Raw genomic sequence first — 17,815 nt, forward strand, 5'->3', positions numbered from 1 at the left:
GAATTAGTCTATCATTCTGTGCGCGTTTGTTAGTTTTAGGCGCGCAAATCATATCCGATCATGAGAAAACTTAAAACTTTCAAACACAGTTCATTTACATTTTTGCAGGGTAGTTAACATGTCATCTCGTACAGGTCAGGAAAAAGGTCGCAGTCGTAACCAGTCTAAAACGGGCCATTTTAAACACTCAGGAGCTCGCAATGGCTCGAAGACTCGTACTCAGCAAGACCGCCGCCCTAATCTCCCAACAAAGAGCCAAAAGCCAAAAGTGCCCCCTAAAGATCGTAAAGTCATTATTTTCAATAAGCCTTACGATACGCTCAGTCAATTTACCGATGGCGATGGTCGCAAAACGTTAGCGGACTATATCCCGATCAAAAATGTCTATGCGGCTGGCCGATTGGACCGAGACAGCGAAGGTTTAATGGTACTCACTAACGATGGCATCTTGCAGGCGAAGCTAACGCAGCCAAAGTCAAAATCGCCGAAGACTTATTGGGTTCAAGTCGATGGCGCTCCTCAGGAGCAAGATCTTGAAAAATTGAGAAAGGGAGTAGAGCTAAAAGATGGTATGACTCTACCAGCCGAAGTTGAAGTTATTCCAGAACCACAAGTCTGGGACAGAACGCCTCCTGTTCGTTTTCGAGCAAATATCCCTACCACTTGGTTAGCCATTACCATTATTGAAGGAAGAAATCGTCAGGTGCGTCGCATGACTGCGCACATCGGCTTCCCTACCTTGCGCCTCATTCGTCATTCGATGGGTGATATCGTCCTTAACGACCTAATGCCTGGTGAATGGAGAGAAATCTCTCTCTAATAAGCAGAAAAGATAAAAGCAGGCTTAAAGCCTGCTTTTTAGATTCGTACTTTTTCAGTTAAGCCCTATCTAATGAACTAAGGGATTACTGCTCAGCAAGCCAGTTTTTAAAGGCCTCTTTTTCCGCCGGAGACGCTTTCTGGTACATCGTCTTTAATACATCAACCATTGGGCTGTCGTTCGATGCGGCTGTTGAACGGGTATCACTAGTCTCAACTCGAGGCTCGATATCACTTACTGATTGTTGATGCTGATTCACAGTTACATAGCTAACAGCAACACTCGCGATACCGCCAGCAATGTTGTAGTTACGAGTTTCTTGAGGGTAATTACGACCAATTTGAACACCATCTGACTCTAATACATCTTCGACCAAAGCAATAGGTTGGCCTTTGGTATCCAGTAATTGCCAATCTAGAGGCGAGATGTTGTTTTGCGCTTGGCGAAGAGTTTTAAACTCTGGCAGTTCAAACGTTAGCTTTTCGTTTTCAGCATCAAATTTAGCAACGATTACATCACTGTAAACCGTCTTAAGGTTTTCGTTAATTTCGAATGTAGGTTGATATTTGAAGACAATTTGATTCGTTCCGTCAGGTAGTTCGATTGTCTTCTCACTAGAAAAAAGACCACCTTCTAGATCTGGCTTCTCCATGTTGACGGCCAATAACTTCACGTCTTCTGGAACCACTAAAGTCGTTGCAGCGTAGAGGTTTGTACTGGCAAAAATAGACAGTGCCATTGCCACTTTTAATGATAACTGCATAGAATTTTTCATCCTTATCTTCATAGTAAAAGACCCAGCATATAGCTGGGTCTTACAATATCAAACTGGGTATTGATTACCAGTAGAAACGAGCACCAACACCGAAGTTAGTTGCGTCGTCTGTGTCTTTGTTGTCGAAGTCAGTACCTTCGAAAGTGTAACCCGCTTCTGCGAATACACGTGCCCATTTAGAGAACTTGTATTCAACACCAGCGTAGAACCAAGAAGAGTCTGCGTCTACTTTACCTGCTTCGTCAGTAGACTGAGCTAGGTACTCGTAACCAGAGTATAGAGTTGTTTTAGGAGCGACAGCGAACATACCAGCTACAACGATGTAGTGTGAATCAACTGTTGATTTACCTAACTTATCTTCGTTTTCGTTGTAGTAGTACGTAGCACCTAGAGTGTGCTCGTTTAGTGCGTACTCAGCAGTTACTTCAAAAGATAGGTTTTCGTTATCAGTACGCTCTGTGTGAGAAACTGTTTGCTCTACACCATTAAGAACTAGTTTTTTCTCTTTAGTTACGTTGATGTCGTTGTTCGCAGTAAGTACACCAGCGTGTAGAGATAGGTCGTTGAAAGATTTACCAACGAATACTTCTAGTACTTCTTCGTTAGAATCTTTTTCGCCTAGCGCGTAACCAGCTTTTAGCCAGAACGCGTCATTTTCGTAAGCGTATTTGATTTGAGAATCGTTGTTCCAAGCGTGACCGTATGCAGTTTCCGCTGCGTTACCACCGAAGAAGTAAGAGTAATCTGCGAAGTATACGTCATCAGCCCAAGTACCTTCTTTACCGAAGCGAAGAGTACCCATATCACCCATATCAAAACCGATGATGTGGCGACGTACGTATACAGAGTCATCTGTACGCTCGCTTGAATCAGCACCTGCGTCGTAGTTGTCACCTAGAGCAACACCGATTTCAACTTCACCCAGAACTTTTAGGCTTTCGTCAACAACGTAAACCGCGTTCACACCAGTACGAGAAGAGCTAGTGTTTAGCTCTGCTGTGTGATCAGTTTTTTCTGTGAATAGAAGAGTTGGACGTAGCTGACCGTAGAAATCTACAGAACCTTCTTCAGATTTGAATACTTCAGCTGCGTTCACTGAAGTTGCAGACGCAACTACAGCTAGTGCTAATAGAGTTTTTTTCATAATTAATCCACTGCCTTTTCTTAGTTCGGGATATCCTTGTCCGGTTCCCTTTTTTTATATGTTTGAGGTAGAGCGTTAACAAAACGTTATACAGCACCTCCTCAAAATCTGGAGCTAAGAGTGCAAAAGATTATTCTGGCTGTCAAATTTTCTAAATACCAATGTAAAAAAAACAAAATACCATTATAAAACAATAGCTTGATAAGCTTACCTTTATTTATTCGACGAACATCTAACCAATCTCCATTATTATTTGTAATTTACAAAATTATTAACAAATGGTTTTTTAATCCAATAAGTAAATTTAAAAAAACAAAAAAAAGAATAAAAACCCACAAATCAGGCCAAGTTGGAGTTTTATATTTTTCATATAATGAAATTAATTTCATTAAGATAAGGTTCAATATTTTTTTGTGAAGGAGATCTACATTCCTTATAAAAGCATTCCGTTTTGTGAACTACTGTACAACTAGTGATGTGTGCTACTATTCGCCTCCAACGCATTTGAGGCCCGTATGCTGACCAGTAACATTCAAAAATCGATTCGTAATAGCTATCAAAACCTTCAAGATCAACTTGATAACTTTGTGCCTAGAAGAGCACAAAACTACCTTGTTGCAGAGATTGCAAAAACGCTGTGCGGTCAGTATCACAAATCTAACCGAATACTCGTTGCAGAAGCAGGGACTGGAATTGGTAAATCGCTCTCCTATCTAATGGCGACCATTCCCGTGGCTGTACATAACAATAGAAAAGTGGTTATCTCAACGGCGACCGTCGCTCTGCAAGAGCAGCTCATAAATAAAGACCTCCCTCTTTTTCGTCGGATTACCGACCGAGAGTTTTCTTTTATTTTGGCAAAAGGCCGTCAACGCTATTGTTGTGCAGAAAAGCTCGCTACTGCTAGCGGTGCTGATGGTGGCCAGTTAGCCATGTTTGAAACCAAACCTAAGCAAAAAGATATAGAGCTGTTAGAAACAATGCATCGCTCTCTTGCGCAAGGTAAATGGGACGGTGACCGTGATTCTTGGCCTAAACCCATCGACGATAAGCTTTGGCAACTGATTGTCAGTGATAAACACAGTTGCAATAACAGTTTACCAGGCCACCGCGGCTGCCCATTCCAAAAAGCGCGCTCAGAGTTGGATAAAAACGATGTCATCATTGCTAACCACTCTCTCGTCATGGCAGACGCAGATTTAGGTGGCGGCGTGATTTTACCTGAGCCAGAAAATACGATATACGTCTTCGACGAGGCACATCACTTACCTCACGTCGCTCGTGACCATGCTTCAGCATCTGCGAGTTTAAAAGGTGCGGCAGCATGGCTTGAGAAGTTAAATCTGTCGATTAGTAAGTTTTCATCACTCGCAGACGAGAAACGCGTAGCTCGATTTCGCAACGACCTTCAAGACGCGGTTCAGAACTTGATACCGGCACTGACTCAATTGCCCAAACAGTTCGACCCAGCTCAATTTGAAGAGGGTATCTACCGCTTCGAACACGGTGAACTACCTGAGTGGCTAGAGAACCAATCCAAAGAACTAAAACAGTTCAGTAAAAAAGCAAATCAGAGCGTGGCAAAAATTGCCGACCTTATTGCGGAAAGAGTAAAAGACGGGGAGCTTGCGACAAGGTTGGCTGAACCAGCGCTTGCAGAGCTCGGTTTCTACATTCAAAGGTTAGAAAACCTAGCGCAAGTATGGCATTTAATGGCTGAACCAACTCGTGAAAAAGGTGCGCCTTTAGCTCGCTGGTTAGAAACCCACCCCGATCGCGAGGGTGATTTCATTGTGAGTGTTTCGCCACTTGAAATTGGATGGCAACTCGACCAACAGATTTGGAGCAGATGTATTGGCGCCATTTTGGTTTCCGCAACGATGCGTGCATTAAACTCTTTCCATTACTTTTGCCATCAGGTTGGTATTGATGGAAAACCAGAATCAGGCACTCAGTTTTTAGCGCTTGCGTCACCATTCGATTACCAAAACCAGGCAGAATTGCTCATCCCTGCGATGAAATATGAACCACCAGCGCCTCAATTTACTGAATATCTTATCGAGATATTGCCTAAGTACTTGGAAGACAAGAAAGCCAACTTAGTATTATTCTCATCCTATTGGCAGATGAACCAAGTCGCGAAGGCACTCTCTTCGGAGTTCATAAAAAAAGGCTGGGCGTTGCAAGTTCAAGGTGAAAGCTCACGTCAAGAAATTCTAAAAAAACATAAAAAGTTAATAACATCAAATAAAACCAGCGTCTTATTTGGTACTGGCAGTTTCTCTGAGGGGCTAGACTTACCTGGCGAATTACTTGAAAACTTGGTGATTACAAAAATTCCATTTGGCGTTCCAACCTCCCCTGTTGAGCAGGCTCATTCCGAATACATTGAGAAAAAAGGAGGAAACCCGTTTATGCAAATAACTGTACCAGACGCAAGCAAAAAGCTGATCCAGAGCGTAGGTCGCTTACTGCGTAAAGAGAGAGATTCTGGTAGAGTAACGATTCTTGATCGACGCCTAGTCACTAAGCGATACGGACAAGCCTTAATCGACTCACTACCTCCATTTAAACGTAAAATAGAATATTAGAAGAATCACCATTTATGGAAATGATTGAGCCAACCATGCTGTTGGTGTTGGCGCTTGTCGCTTTTGTCGCTGGATTTATTGATGCAGTTGCCGGTGGTGGTGGCATGCTTACCGTACCTGCTCTACTGTCGCTGGGCTTGCCGCCTCATATTGCACTAGGCACCAATAAACTTGCCGCTACCTTTGCTTCTTCTACTGCGGCATTTACGTACTACAAAAAACGTCTATTCAAGCCTCAATGCTGGCGGCGTGCATTCGTGGCGACACTCTTCGGAGCGACATTAGGTACGCTATTTGTAGATGCGATTAGTACGGATTGGCTGGAAAAAGGATTGCCGCTTGTTATTTTGGCGGCAGCGTTGTATACCGTTTTTCATAAAACGCCCCACTCTGCTCATCAAAGTCCAATACCCGAGCCTTGCCCAAAACTTCATAAAAAACAGTACATGCAAGGCTTATCCATAGGATTCTACGACGGACTCGCAGGGCCTGGAACTGGGGCTTTTTGGACAGTAAGTTCAATGGCGCTGTACCGACTGAATATCTTGCTCGCCTCTGGCTTAGCAAAAGCAATGAACTTTACCAGTAACTTTACCTCTTTGATCACTTTTGCATTCCTCGGACACATCAACTGGGTGCTAGGCTTAACAATGGGAGTATGTTTAATGGCTGGTGCTTTTGTTGGCGCGCACTCCGCTATTAGATTTGGTTCTAAATTCATTCGTCCTGTATTTGTTACTGTCGTCAGCATACTAGCCATTAAATTGGCTTATGACGCATGGTTTGTAGGTTTGTCATGAACATTTCTCAACTCCAGGAAAATCTAGAACAAATGGCGAAGCAATCCGCTGTTCTTGACCGTCAAAGAGGCGAACATCATGTTCCGCTTTTTGATGAGCGTTTATTTGGTTGCCGCTCTCGCTTACTTACTCCTTGCGTAAAAGAAGCAAAAGCCACGCTGGGTGCGATTGTGCGTGAGCAAAATGAAGGTAAGCTCACCGCTTTGCGTGCTGAGTACCTCACTGAACGGTTAGTGGCGCAAATCGGTGCGATTCAACGCGAGATTTCTACCACTAAAATTCGTAAGAATGAAATCAAACATAGCAGCCATTTCCGTAAGCCTATCAACGTGCTTTATCAGGAGCTCGCTCAACATCAAGAGTGGGCAAGACGCTTGCGCGAGATGGTGTTAGAAAAAGAACGTGCTGTCGAAAGCGCTCCTAGTTTTATGCGTGCCGACGCTCAAAAAGTATTACTAGCAACCGAGCAACGTTTAGCGCGTTGTGAAACAGCACTTCTTAAGCTAGAGAACCAAATTACACATAGGGAAAAACATCAATAATGGCTGATCAACCAACCTCGCCTTTAGATGACGCACCTGAAGAGATCAAACTGGCTGTCGATTTAATCTATTTGCTTGAGAGCAATGAGATAGATCCAGAAGTTGCGCTTAACGCTTTAAAGATCGTGCAAAACGACTTAGAAAACAAATTAAAAGCAAAGTAGCTCAGAGCGTTTCACTCCTTTCACCGAGACTCGTTTTCAGTGCTCTTACACAATGATACTATTCATAAAAAGTACGCCCCCAAAAAGGATAAATAATGAAAGTAATCAGCTTTAACATCAATGGACTACGTGCGCGACTGCACCAACTCCAAGCGCTAATCGACAAACACCAACCTGATGTGATTGGTCTTCAGGAAATTAAAGTTCACGATGAAGCATTCCCGATTGAAGCTGTCGAAGCCATGGGCTACAAAGTGTATTTTCATGGTCAAAAAGCACATTACGGCGTAGCAATGCTTTGTAAGCAAGAGCCTCTACACGTACAAAAAGGGTTCCCGACGGATAACGAGGAACATCAAAAGCGCATGATCATGGCAACGTTTTTAAATGAAAACGGCGAAAAGGTCACTGTGCTAAACGGCTATTTCCCTCAAGGGGATAACATCAGCCACGAAACCAAATTCCCATACAAGCGCCAATTCTATAAAGATCTGATGACCTACCTAAACGATCATCACAATAACGACGAGCAATTGATTGTTATGGGTGACATCAACATCAGCCCTATTGATGCAGATATCGGTATCGGCGAGCCAAACCGTAAACGTTGGCTAAAAACAGGTAAATGTTCATTCCAACCTGAAGAGCGCGAATGGTTGAAAACCTTACTAGACTGGGGCTTTGTGGACACCTTCCGTAAGCTATACCCAGAGGTGAACGATCAATTTTCGTGGTTTGACTACCGTTCTCGCGGTTTTGATGATAACCGTGGCCTACGAATTGATGTCATTTTGGCAACCCCTTCTCTAGCGGAAAAGTGTATTGAATCTGGTATCGACTATGAGCTTCGTGGTATCGAGAAGCCTTCAGATCACGCACCAATCTGGTCGACATTTAAGTAATTTATTGCAAAGCTATAAGCTAGACTCAACGCTAAGCTTAGTCCAATAAAAAGGGAGACTCAGTCTCCCTTTTTCATACAAATTACTATTTAATCACTGATTCAGCGGCCAAACCGTTTGACCATCAATAGTTATCGGTGTTTGAGCAAATTCGTTCAGACAGTAGCCGGTATTGCTGCTTGCAAAGTAAGTGAGCGGCATCGGCGGTAGATTCAGCGCCATAACCTGCTGTTTCGCTTTTTCTGTGAACGAGAAGCCCCACATATCTAAATAGCTCGTCATGTCTCGCTGAGAGATGTAGCTCAGAGCAATAAGCAACCAGTCGTTGTTTGAGATGCTATTTGCTTCTTCCCGAGAGTAGTTGGCGAAACCAATACTCAATCGTCTCTCATCCCAAAGCGCATCGTCCGATTTTAAGCGGTTAAACTCACGTTCAATCAGGTGCAAGCGCGCCAATAAATGCCAACCATTTTTAAGCACACCTTCATGCTGCGCCGCCATCATCATTTGAATGTAAACACGAGCGCCCCAACTCCAACTGATTTGATTTTGCGCAGCCATGTATGCGTTTGGATCCGCTTGAGTTCGACTAGCTTGCAATAATTCAAACTGGCCTTTGAAATCCAAGCTTTGGCAAGTTGAAACTTTCCCCGTATTCTGGAAGAAACGAGACTTACTATAATACGAGTAGTAATTGGTCGTTGAATGCCCTTCCCAGCCTGAAAATCGGAATCGACCTTTTTCTAAACCATGGCCAAGCTCATGTAAATCACCGTGACCGAGTGGGCTGAATGACCAATAAGCATCGTAAGGGTTACCCGAACAACCATAACCACACGTCGCTTGGTCGGCGTTCATGTGCTTCACTATATCAATATTGGCGATTTCCCAACCTTGGTTTTGGGCGTATTGAATAATTTCAGGCACTTCATCTATGCCCGGCCCTTGGAAACCTGCCAGCACATGCGGGTAGTTGTGAACATATTCTTCTGTTGCAAGCGCCATTTCCGAAGGGGTAGACCACATTTCATCGTTGACCGACTCCAACATTTTGTCGCGCTTTGAGTGTACTTCAAACCCAGGAGTGATCAGCTCAGCCCAATCGAATAAATTGGCTTCTAACTGTTGAATAAAAGCGTCGTTGTCCTTCTCACTTCTCCAAACTGGATGCTGTGCCACATGATTAAATTTCAGTTCAACCGGAACATCATTTTTGTCAAAGTGAACCTGTACTGGACCACCATAAGGAGAAGTCAGCGTGATGGTTTCACCCGGCTTCACTTCATAGCCGAATGAAGTCAGCAGTTTTGGTCGCGTGTATCCATCTTTGCTGAACTCATGAGTTGCACCATTTCTTAAAGTGTTGATGACAATCTTAGTCGCCACATCATTGCTGTCATTACGTTTAACCGTAAAGGTTTCCCCAGGAAGCGCATACACACCAGCCGAACGGAAGTTACGCTTTGATTCCATATTAATCGTTGCACTGATTCTCTTTATGTCAGGGCTAAACTCACTACGGCTGAAGTTCCCCATATTTGGTTGTTTTGGGTTTACGCTTCGGCTGTTGTATTGCACGTAATCGGCAAAGTACGACTTTAGGAATTCGGTCGTTTGGGTTGATTGTTTGTCCATCGGGAAGACAACCGTTTGACGATAATGATCAGCCAGCAATACCATGAGTTTTTCGTATTGGTAGCCGTTTTGATTAAACAAATCTACTTTTTGTTCATCAAGCTTTTGCAACCAATGGCGAATGCTGTTTGCCCCTACATAAAATTGACTGTCCATATTCGCAGTGTCAGGACAAGATTTGTCATCACACTTTGACAAGTCAACGTTGAAATTTTGAGATTCAAAACGAGACAACAGCGCTTGTTGTGTGATGACAGAGTCCGGCACAACGTTCATCAACGATGAAGGTTCCCAGTCGACCAAGCCTAACTTACGCCAATAGTTATCTCCCACATAATCAACATGGAATTTTTCCAAAATGTCTTGGCCAAGATAAGTTAGTCCTCCATCCCAATGCAGGTATAGAACAGGAATTTGGGCTTGCTCAGCGTATTCCAAAGCTTCGAGTACTGGTTTGTTGGTATCTCCAGATTGCAGATGCTGTGACAAGATCAATAAGTTTGGAGTATTGGTTTGCAAGCAGCTAAGTAGCTTCGAACCATCGCATAGGTTGGCCTCGTTAAACGCCAGCTCTTGTGAAACATTGTCTTTCAGCCAATTCCGAGTCGCTTGCTCATCCGGAAAGTAATAAGACTGATCCATTTGCGCGATGACGACGTTTGAAGTAACTCCGCCCGACAACCAAGTGACCAGGTTACTTAACCATTGCGTCATCGCTGCGTTGGAAGAGTCGGGAAAACGTTGTGCCGTTCTAAATGGGTTACTACCTAATAGTGCGTAACGTTGACCATTAGACTTTTCCCCGGCAACGCCAATTGACAGAGCTTGATCTTTGTAACCGCTTGCCATGGCCTTATTGGTCATCAAGATGGTGTCGTTGAAGCCATACTGAGGTGCCAAGATCGCGGCATCATGGGTTGGATCCCAATAAAGACCTGAAAGGTTTTTCGCAATTGCAGATTTGATCGTATTCGACTGCATCTTGTGAGCTTCTACAACCTGACGACTTTCTCGAATGAAATCGCTCGGGTCAGAAACGAGCAGTGCATTACCAGTTTCAAGAGCTTGTTGAACTGGAGCTGGCGTTGGTTTTACTTGAGCATTAGGTTGTGATTCTCCCTCTCCCCCACCACATCCTGTGGCTAAGGCGGCAATGCCCAACGATAGAATTGTTTTTTTCATTTTTACTTACTAAACAATGAGTTTACCGAATGTTAATGTAAGTTGATGAATAATAAGAAAGAGTCTTTTACATCGACTGAAAAAATAGGAATGAAGATAACAAAATTATCAAAAGCAATAGCACCCACTCCGATGCTATTGCCTCTATTGATAATTAGCTTAAAGGACGCAGATAAGCTAAGAAACGCTTCTCTGCCACTTTGAAACACCACAAGATCATAAACGTCAGTGCCATGTAGAACAGCCCCGCCGTCAGGAAAGACTCAAATGGTGCATAGTAGCGCGAGTTAACTAGACGCGCAGCACCAGTTAAATCCATGATGGTAACGATGCCCGCGACTGCACTTCCGTGCAGCATAAATATGACCTCGTTGGAATAAGCTGGTAATGCTCGACGCAATGCACTCGGCAAGATAATACGTCTGTATGTCATAAACTTACTCATGCCATAGGCTTTCGCAGCTTCCACCTCACCTTTCGGCAAACCATTAATCGCACCACGAATAATTTCTGCGGTGTAAGCCGATGTATTCAGAATAAAAGCGACCAAAGCACAGAACCAAGCGTTCTCCCACAAGGTATCTTTCACAGGGAAAAACTGATCCATGCCGTAGTAAATCAAATACAGCTGAACCAATAGCGGCGTTCCACGGAAAAAGTAAATGAATCCCCAAGAAGGTAAGCTTAGAGCGTAATTGGTACTATTGCGTGCCACGGCTAATGGGATAGAGACAAACAAGCCAATAACCAACGCTAATCCCACTAACCAAACTGTTGTCCAAAGTCCCTGAAGATAAGTTGGAAAGCTTTCAATAATCAAAGAAAAGTCCATAACTTACCTCGCATGAATACTGAACTTACGCTCAACAAGCTTGAGTAGCCCGGTCGAAACGCTGGTAAAAAATAGAAAGATGAGCGCGACAGCCATGTAAAAGGTGAACGGCATTTTCGTTGTACCTGCTGCCAATGAGCTCATTCTCACCATGTCATCCAGACCAATAATGGAAACTAACGCTGTGGTCTTAAGTAACACTAACCAGTTATTACCAAATCCAGGTAATGCATGACGAATCATCTGAGGAAGTAAGATTCTTCTAAACGATAAAGCAGAACTCATCCCATAAGCTTTCGCCGCTTCTAATTCACCCTTGTCCACCGCCATGATCGCTCCACGAAAAGTCTCCGCCATGTAGGCGCCAAAGATAAAACCAATCGTGAGTACACCAGCTATAAATGGGCTGACATCAATATAATCAGGTAAGTAAGACGTCCATTCATGGTTTGGATCACTCGAGGCAAACCACTCGTTGAGCGTTTCGTTGATGGAGTAAAGGCTGTTATTTAAAAGTATTTGTCCACCAAAGAAAATTAGCATCATCAGAACCAAATCTGGAATGCCGCGAATGACGGTGGTGTAAAGAGTGGCAATCGCCCTTGCCCATTTGTAAGGCGCTAACTTAGCTAGTGCGCCAAGCATGCCTAAGACCATGGCGAGAATGAGTGAAAGCACTGCAACTTCTATTGTTACTAAAGCTCCTTTCAAAATCGAAGCTTCGTATCCTTGTAAATCTAGCATAGGTGAGTTCCTAATCCCTAAACTCAAAAAATCGACCGTTGACTACTTCTAGGAACAAGCCAACGGTCGCTTAATTACGGTTTATTCACCGTACACATCGTAGTTAAAGTATTTACCAGCAATTTCTTGGTAAACACCTTTCTCACGTAGTGAAATAATTGCTGCGTCTAGTTTCTTCGTCAGATCTTTGTCTTGTTTACGAACAGCGATACCCATACCTTCGCCAAACCATTTTGGATCGGTTAACGATGGTCCAACAAACTCATAAGCTTCGCCACCGGCTTTGTTGATCACACCCTCTTCTAGAGCAGACGCATCACCTAAAACGGCAGCAATTCGACCATTTTCTAGATCAAGATACGCTTCATCAAAAGAGCCATAACGCACAATTTCAACATCATCGCCGTAGTTGTCAGTTAAGTACTTGTCATGTGTCGTCGCACGTTGCACGCCAATTTTGACATCTTTAAGATTATCAAAATCTAGACCAGCACCTTTCTTCGCGATAAATTTATTTGGAATTTGTGCGTACTTGCCAGTGAAATCGACTTTTTTCTTGCGCTCTTCAGTAATAGACATTGCTGCGATGATGGCATCGTACTTACGTGCAAGCAGAGAAGGAATAATACCATCCCAATCTTGAGCGACGATTTTGCACTTCACTTGCATCTCTTCACAGAGTGCATTTGCCATGTCTACGTCAAAGCCTTTTATTGAGCCATCAGTTTCTGTCCAGCTAAACGGAGGGTAAGCACCTTCGATACCAAAGCGAACTGTTTTCCATTCTTTCGCTTGGGCAACACCTGATACTGCCGTTGCAGCAATCGTTGCTGCTAATAACCACTTTTTCATTTCCATACTCCTGTGATTGCTATTTTATTTCGTTTTGTTTGTTGTGTTGGCTTAGGAGGCAATAGTCTGCCGCCTAACAAATATTAGTAAATGGATGAGATAAACTGCTGTAATCGTTCTGAATCCGGGTTTGTAAATAGCTTAGCTGGATTTCCCTGTTCTTCCACTAAGCCTTGATGTAAAAACATCACATGGTTTGATACGTCACGCGCAAACGCCATTTCGTGCGTGACCACCAGCATAGTTCGCCCTTCATCTGCCAAATCTCTCATTACCCCCAGAACTTCTCCTACAAGTTCTGGGTCAAGCGCAGAAGTTGGCTCGTCAAACAACATCACCTCTGGGTCAACTGCTAGCGCACGGGCAATAGCTGCACGTTGCTGCTGGCCGCCAGATAAGTGCCCAGGGTAATAATCTTTACGCTCATACAAGCCTACTTTCTTAAGCAAGACTTCTGCATTTTCAATCGCTTGAGCTTTTGGCACGCCTAAGACATGAACAGGCGCCTCAATCACGTTTTCTAGTACGGTTAGGTGAGACCAGAGGTTGAAACCTTGGAAAACCATTGCCAGGCGTGAGCGAATACGTTGGACTTGCTTTTCATTAGCAGGAACAGATTCACCTGCTCTGTTGTTCTTCATTTGGATTAATTCACCATTTACCCAAATTTCGCCCGCGGTAGGCGTTTCTAGCAAGTTGATACATCTGAGAAAGGTACTCTTACCTGAGCCGGAAGAGCCAATAATGGAGATAACATCTCCTTTGTGCGCGGCAAGTGAAATGCCTTTTAAAACTTCATTTTGTCCAAATGTTTTGTGCAGGTCTTTTATATCTAGCGCTGGTACATCATTCATGCGCCCTACTCCCTGTGTTTTTGTCACTGCAATTAAGGGACTCCGCCCTCTCTAATTCGGAACAAATTAGCACCGCCCCTTGAAACTTGCAACAAATTATTAACCTAAATAATTCGAATAGAAAGATACGATAGACAAATTAATATGCAATATATAGCAACATATTCTTCAAAAGTTGAATATTAAATATAAAAAAGCCCCTTTCAAAGGGGCTTAATAAATTTACAAAAGTGTTAATTGAAACCTATTCGAGGTCGCAATGAATTAATTAAAACGACTGACTACCAACGAGTTTGAAGTACGTAATGTCACTTCATTTTCTAAGCCTTCTTTTTCAGAAGTAATGATGCCATCTAGGTCTTCATCTAGTTCAGGCTCTGACGCTTCACCATTGGAAAAGAAGCTCATGAAAACTTTAGAATCAATATTACTATCTTCATTCACTACCAAAGCAGTGCGATTAAAATCGTCCGAAGCTGAAACTTTCAAACCGTTAACGGCCGATGTTGGGAAGTTGTAGTAATGCAATTCTGGAACAACAACAGAATCACTATCACTTGTTGTGAAAATGCGATGTGTGACTCTGTAGTCGCCTGAAGTTGCAAAGTAAGCGACACGAGTAAAGCCTTCAGTAGACGATGTTAAGCCCATGTCCAGATCAATCACGGACTCTGCACTTCCTTGCGTTGATACACTTGGTTTTGTGTTCGGCAGGTTATCAATATTTAAGTAAGCACTCGGATCAACGTCAATATCCCATCCGTCAGAGATCGTTTCGTTAAGTAGAGACTCCCAACCATTAACTTGATTCTCTGAGAACGCCATGTATACCCAAGTTTCTTTATTCGTTGCACTAGGGCGATTATATTCAACGGCCGTTTTATCCAGCTTCAACGCGTCATATGCAAAGCCGTTAGTAACAAAGCCAATGTTGAGCGAGTCGTAAGTATAGTCAGAAGACGAATAAATGTTTGACGTATTATCCGCTCTAACTAAGGCTATCTCACCAGTTCCCCACGAACCAATACCATATTGGTAAAGCGCTTTGTCGCTTGAACCTGATTCATACTGAAACAATGCCGTTGGTTCACCTTTAAGCCCCATCAGTTCATCAGTAGGCAACATATCAGGGTTCGGAGACGTGAAAATATCGGTTTGCGAGACAAAGTTGTAATCTCCGCCACCTGATTCAGCGTTTCGGTAATCTAAGTTAGTAAACTTATTGCTTGCTAAGTTACCGCCAGTAAAGCATTTGTTCAAAGAGTCTCGGTTTAGTGCAAAAGTAGCATTACGTAGTTTCTTATCTTGCAAGAACTCTTTTGAAAACGTGTTTACGCGAGCTTCTTTGCCGTTAAATTCTATTGCTTGAAACGTTACAAAGCCACCGTCAGGGATATCTTCAAGATAAAACTTAAAGTTATCAGTGGTAGGTTTGATAATGTCTCCGGATCTTTTGCCATCGGCATCAGAGTAGTAACCGATAACATAGTTGGTCACTTGCTCTTTTGACGCTGCACTATAGGTTAAAACCGTTTTATCGCCGTTCAGCTCAGTTTTGTGGTCATATACAGTACAACCTTTCGTAGTTGCTTCACTTTCAGTCATTGTTGCTGGTATAGCAAAATCAAAAGTAAACGCAGTTTTCGGCGCTGCACCACCGCCACCGCCGCCACCGCCGCCGCAACCGACCATTAACCCTGAGATGATTGCCACTAGTGGCAGTACTTTAAGCTGTTTCATGTCTTTTTCCTAAACTGAGCGGCAATGATTAGCCAAAAAATTGTCTTTGCTCTGTCCAAAGCAAGAATAAAGCCAGCTTTATATAATCATCGTGAATATTGACATTTAATCTGCATCTCGTGCAAAAGGACAAAAAGTTCTAATTTTATGCAACTTGTGTAATGAAATTACACAAGATCTCCGCATCTCATTCGCATGCCAGAAACTTTCTGTAGTTTTATTTCACAACCATTCTTAAAGTGATCTAAATCAATCACCCTAAATGGCTATCTTGCTAGACTCCTGCCAAAAGATGAGGCTTTTTTTTGTGCCTCAACACAATAAGTTATTAGCTATGCTTAGGCACAGTGTCGACGTGTAACAAATCTAACAATAGCTAGCATAAGCGTGCCGCAGGATGCGGATTAACACAATTGAATGAAGAATTCATAACTTTTAAATATATGAGGAATCTATGTCAGACGCAGTTAACAAAACGCACTCTGATTCAGATATCGAGACCAAGAGCTACCGTGAGCTTCATCGTCCAGCATCTGAGTTCGCAAGCCGTTCAGACTACCTAGACCACGAACTACAAATTATGAAGCCACGTCGTTTTGGCTTGAACTTGCCAGGTCGTGACTTCCGCTTTGAGCTTGAAGACCTTGTTCCAGCACTTGCTGGTACTATCGGTATTATCGCAATGTACTCTGCGGTAATGATGTCTTGGGCTGAAGGTCTTACTGCAGCATGGGACCACGTAAACTTAGGCAAGGACTTTGCTATCGAAGTTGCGCGTGTAGAAATGCTCATCCCTGCACTTCTTTTCTGTGTACTTGCCTCTGGTTTTATTAACCCTAAAGCCAACCTAGCAGGCAACCACGGCCCAATGATCCCTCTTATTGGTACCATCGCTCTTGCTGGTGCTCACCCTCTTGCATTAGCAATTCTCATTGGTGTGTTTGGTTTGATTTTGAGCCTCTTAAAAGGTGGGTCAAAACTGGTTAACCTCACCTCTGAAGGTACGGCTGGTGGCCTTCTTATTTTCTTAGGTTTAACCGGAACCATGAGCCAAATTAACTCTATTCAAGCTTGGGCTGTTGGTTTGCAATCCGATACGGTTGCCGCTGGTAGCATGGGTTACATCGGTCTAATTGTTCTTGCGGTTACCATTGGCTTATACGCGTTCCTTGCTAAAGTGAACAAACGCTGGCTAGCGATCCCTGTTTGTGCCTTCACTGGGCTTGCAATCGCACTTGCTCTTGGCGCAGGCTTCGATATTAAATTCGTAACCGAGACAGGCCTTCCAAACCTAAATCCAATCTACTGGTGGGGTTCAACAGAAGAAGGTTGGATGCTTGGTCTTCCTAATATGGAACACTTCATCGCTTCTCTACCATTCGCCATTCTTGCGGTAGCAATGTGGTCACCTGACTTCTTGGGTCACCGTATCTTCCAAGAGATGAACTACCCACGTAAGAGTGAGAAAGTGCTGATGGACGTTGATGACACAATGACAATGTGTTCCGTTCGCCAAATGGTCGGTACTGCAGTGGGTGGTGGTAACATCACATCATCTTGGGGGACTTACATGATCCCTGCTGCAATCGCGAAACGCCCTATTCCTGCTGGTGCCATCTTACTAGGCTCTCTATGTATTATTGTTGCAATCCTTGGTTTTCCTATGGACGTTGCAGTATGGCCTCCAGTTATGCGCGTTGCTCTTCTCGTTGGTGTATCTCTACCACTGCTTGAAGCTGGCATGCAGATGGTGAAGGACTCGAAAGACTCACAAGCAGCAGGCATTTGTATCTTTGGTTCTGCCGTTGTTAATCCAGTTCTAGCTTGGGCACTAACTATGCTTTTAGATAACAACGGTTTAATTGGAGATAAAGAGCGCGCGTCTCGCCTATCATTTGTAGACAAGATTGTGATCCCAGTAAGCGTACTTGTTATCTGTTTAGTTGCTATGCTTGCAGTTGGTATGCTTGAAGGCCAGTATGGCATCCAAGCTTGGCTATAAGCTAGCAGTCCAGAAATTTGTGGGTAGCGCTCGTCGCTACCCCATTTTTATCGAGATTTTTGAGGATTTATTGATTTAGTTTAAGGTTTGCAAAAAAATTTTAGTTTAACCTCTAACTGTTGCTTAAAAAGAGAAACGTTAAAACTAGTGACAATATTTATAGTTTTGTAAATCGAATACGTAAATTTAAGACTATAAATATTGTTATTCATAAGAGTGTACTGTTCCCCTCTTTT

15 protein-coding genes are annotated in these 17,815 nt (G+C 43.3%); 7 read left to right on the forward strand and 8 right to left on the reverse strand.

Annotated elements, in window-relative coordinates:
* Window positions 1-118: 118 nt before the first annotated feature.
* Window positions 119-820 carry a pseudouridine synthase gene (locus J4N43_RS10560; protein ID WP_053349439.1) on the forward strand — a complete coding sequence of 234 codons (702 nt, stop codon included), beginning with the start codon at window positions 119-121 and terminating at the stop codon, window positions 818-820.
* A gap of 85 nt (window positions 821-905) precedes the next feature.
* Here the strand turns inward: J4N43_RS10560 and J4N43_RS10565 are convergent, their stop codons facing one another.
* Window positions 906-1,583 carry a DUF2057 family protein gene (locus J4N43_RS10565; protein WP_017820027.1) on the reverse strand — a complete coding sequence of 226 codons (678 nt, stop codon included), beginning with the start codon at window positions 1,581-1,583 and terminating at the stop codon, window positions 906-908.
* Window positions 1,584-1,659: 76 nt separating this feature from the next.
* A complete protein-coding gene (locus J4N43_RS10570) occupies window positions 1,660-2,739 on the reverse strand; it encodes a porin (RefSeq protein WP_005378424.1) in 1,080 nt (359 codons plus the stop codon).
* A 515-nt stretch (window positions 2,740-3,254) separates the two neighbouring features.
* Here J4N43_RS10570 and dinG point away from each other — a divergent pair.
* The 5 genes from dinG (at window position 3,255) to xthA (ending at window position 7,738) form a co-directional block, all read left to right on the forward strand.
* Entirely contained in the window at window positions 3,255-5,330 is a 2,076-nt protein-coding gene (dinG, locus tag J4N43_RS10575) for an ATP-dependent DNA helicase DinG (RefSeq protein ID WP_053349438.1), read from the forward strand.
* 14 nt (window positions 5,331-5,344) lie between these two features.
* Window positions 5,345-6,130: a sulfite exporter TauE/SafE family protein gene (locus tag J4N43_RS10580; protein WP_005378430.1), complete on the forward strand. Its 786-nt coding sequence runs from the start codon at window positions 5,345-5,347 to the stop codon at window positions 6,128-6,130.
* Window positions 6,127-6,672, forward strand: a complete 546-nt coding sequence (locus J4N43_RS10585) for a primosomal replication protein (RefSeq protein WP_053349437.1) — start codon at window positions 6,127-6,129, stop codon at window positions 6,670-6,672. The genes J4N43_RS10580 and J4N43_RS10585 overlap by 4 nt, the downstream gene beginning before the upstream one ends.
* Window positions 6,672-6,836: a pleiotropic regulatory protein RsmS gene (gene rsmS, locus J4N43_RS10590; protein WP_005378432.1), complete on the forward strand. Its 165-nt coding sequence runs from the start codon at window positions 6,672-6,674 to the stop codon at window positions 6,834-6,836. Before J4N43_RS10585 ends, rsmS begins: the two co-directional genes overlap by 1 nt.
* Window positions 6,837-6,931: 95 nt before the next feature.
* Window positions 6,932-7,738 (forward strand): exodeoxyribonuclease III, encoded by an 807-nt coding sequence (xthA, locus tag J4N43_RS10595; protein WP_005378433.1) that lies wholly within the window; start codon window positions 6,932-6,934, stop codon window positions 7,736-7,738.
* A 93-nt stretch (window positions 7,739-7,831) separates the two neighbouring features.
* Here xthA and J4N43_RS10600 read toward each other — a convergent pair whose 3' ends face one another.
* From J4N43_RS10600 to J4N43_RS10625, 6 genes are all read right to left on the reverse strand, one after another.
* The gene (locus J4N43_RS10600; RefSeq protein ID WP_158159609.1) at window positions 7,832-10,555 is read right to left on the reverse strand and encodes an ImpA family metalloprotease; all 2,724 of its coding nucleotides are present in this window, start codon (window positions 10,553-10,555) and stop codon (window positions 7,832-7,834) included.
* A 154-nt stretch (window positions 10,556-10,709) separates the two neighbouring features.
* Window positions 10,710-11,387: an ABC transporter permease gene (locus tag J4N43_RS10605; RefSeq protein ID WP_053349436.1), complete on the reverse strand. Its 678-nt coding sequence runs from the start codon at window positions 11,385-11,387 to the stop codon at window positions 10,710-10,712.
* Window positions 11,388-11,390: 3 nt separating this feature from the next.
* Window positions 11,391-12,131: an ABC transporter permease gene (locus J4N43_RS10610; RefSeq protein WP_005378436.1), complete on the reverse strand. Its 741-nt coding sequence runs from the start codon at window positions 12,129-12,131 to the stop codon at window positions 11,391-11,393.
* Window positions 12,132-12,212: 81 nt separating this feature from the next.
* Window positions 12,213-12,983: an L-arginine-binding protein AotJ gene (aotJ, locus tag J4N43_RS10615; RefSeq protein ID WP_005378437.1), complete on the reverse strand. Its 771-nt coding sequence runs from the start codon at window positions 12,981-12,983 to the stop codon at window positions 12,213-12,215.
* A gap of 83 nt (window positions 12,984-13,066) precedes the next feature.
* Window positions 13,067-13,837, reverse strand: a complete 771-nt coding sequence (locus J4N43_RS10620) for an ABC transporter ATP-binding protein (protein ID WP_005378438.1) — start codon at window positions 13,835-13,837, stop codon at window positions 13,067-13,069.
* 264 nt (window positions 13,838-14,101) lie between these two features.
* A complete protein-coding gene (locus tag J4N43_RS10625; RefSeq protein WP_017820023.1) occupies window positions 14,102-15,577 on the reverse strand; it encodes a hypothetical protein in 1,476 nt (491 codons plus the stop codon).
* A 454-nt stretch (window positions 15,578-16,031) separates the two neighbouring features.
* On the opposite strand from J4N43_RS10625, the gene J4N43_RS10630 reads away from it, so the two are divergent.
* Window positions 16,032-17,579 carry a DUF3360 family protein gene (locus J4N43_RS10630; RefSeq protein ID WP_005378441.1) on the forward strand — a complete coding sequence of 516 codons (1,548 nt, stop codon included), beginning with the start codon at window positions 16,032-16,034 and terminating at the stop codon, window positions 17,577-17,579.
* Window positions 17,580-17,815: the final 236 nt, after the last annotated feature.

It is taken from the genome of Vibrio sp. SCSIO 43009 (genome assembly GCF_023716525.1).
Taxonomy (GTDB): Bacteria; Pseudomonadota; Gammaproteobacteria; order Enterobacterales; family Vibrionaceae; genus Vibrio; species Vibrio alginolyticus.

Coding starts and splice junctions, on each gene's coding strand:
- J4N43_RS10570 (WP_005378424.1), bottom strand. CDS start 2,739: ATGAAAAAAACTCTATTAGCACTAGCTGTAGTTGCGTCTGCAACTTCA.
- J4N43_RS10630 (WP_005378441.1), top strand. CDS start 16,032: ATGTCAGACGCAGTTAACAAAACGCACTCTGATTCAGATATCGAGACC.
- J4N43_RS10605 (WP_053349436.1), bottom strand. CDS start 11,387: ATGGACTTTTCTTTGATTATTGAAAGCTTTCCAACTTATCTTCAGGGA.
- xthA (WP_005378433.1), top strand. CDS start 6,932: ATGAAAGTAATCAGCTTTAACATCAATGGACTACGTGCGCGACTGCAC.
- J4N43_RS10610 (WP_005378436.1), bottom strand. CDS start 12,131: ATGCTAGATTTACAAGGATACGAAGCTTCGATTTTGAAAGGAGCTTTA.
- J4N43_RS10560 (WP_053349439.1), top strand. CDS start 119: ATGTCATCTCGTACAGGTCAGGAAAAAGGTCGCAGTCGTAACCAGTCT.
- J4N43_RS10600 (WP_158159609.1), bottom strand. CDS start 10,555: ATGAAAAAAACAATTCTATCGTTGGGCATTGCCGCCTTAGCCACAGGA.
- J4N43_RS10580 (WP_005378430.1), top strand. CDS start 5,345: ATGGAAATGATTGAGCCAACCATGCTGTTGGTGTTGGCGCTTGTCGCT.
- J4N43_RS10565 (WP_017820027.1), bottom strand. CDS start 1,583: ATGCAGTTATCATTAAAAGTGGCAATGGCACTGTCTATTTTTGCCAGT.
- dinG (WP_053349438.1), top strand. CDS start 3,255: ATGCTGACCAGTAACATTCAAAAATCGATTCGTAATAGCTATCAAAAC.
- J4N43_RS10625 (WP_017820023.1), bottom strand. CDS start 15,577: ATGAAACAGCTTAAAGTACTGCCACTAGTGGCAATCATCTCAGGGTTA.
- aotJ (WP_005378437.1), bottom strand. CDS start 12,983: ATGAAAAAGTGGTTATTAGCAGCAACGATTGCTGCAACGGCAGTATCA.
- rsmS (WP_005378432.1), top strand. CDS start 6,672: ATGGCTGATCAACCAACCTCGCCTTTAGATGACGCACCTGAAGAGATC.
- J4N43_RS10620 (WP_005378438.1), bottom strand. CDS start 13,837: ATGAATGATGTACCAGCGCTAGATATAAAAGACCTGCACAAAACATTT.
- J4N43_RS10585 (WP_053349437.1), top strand. CDS start 6,127: ATGAACATTTCTCAACTCCAGGAAAATCTAGAACAAATGGCGAAGCAA.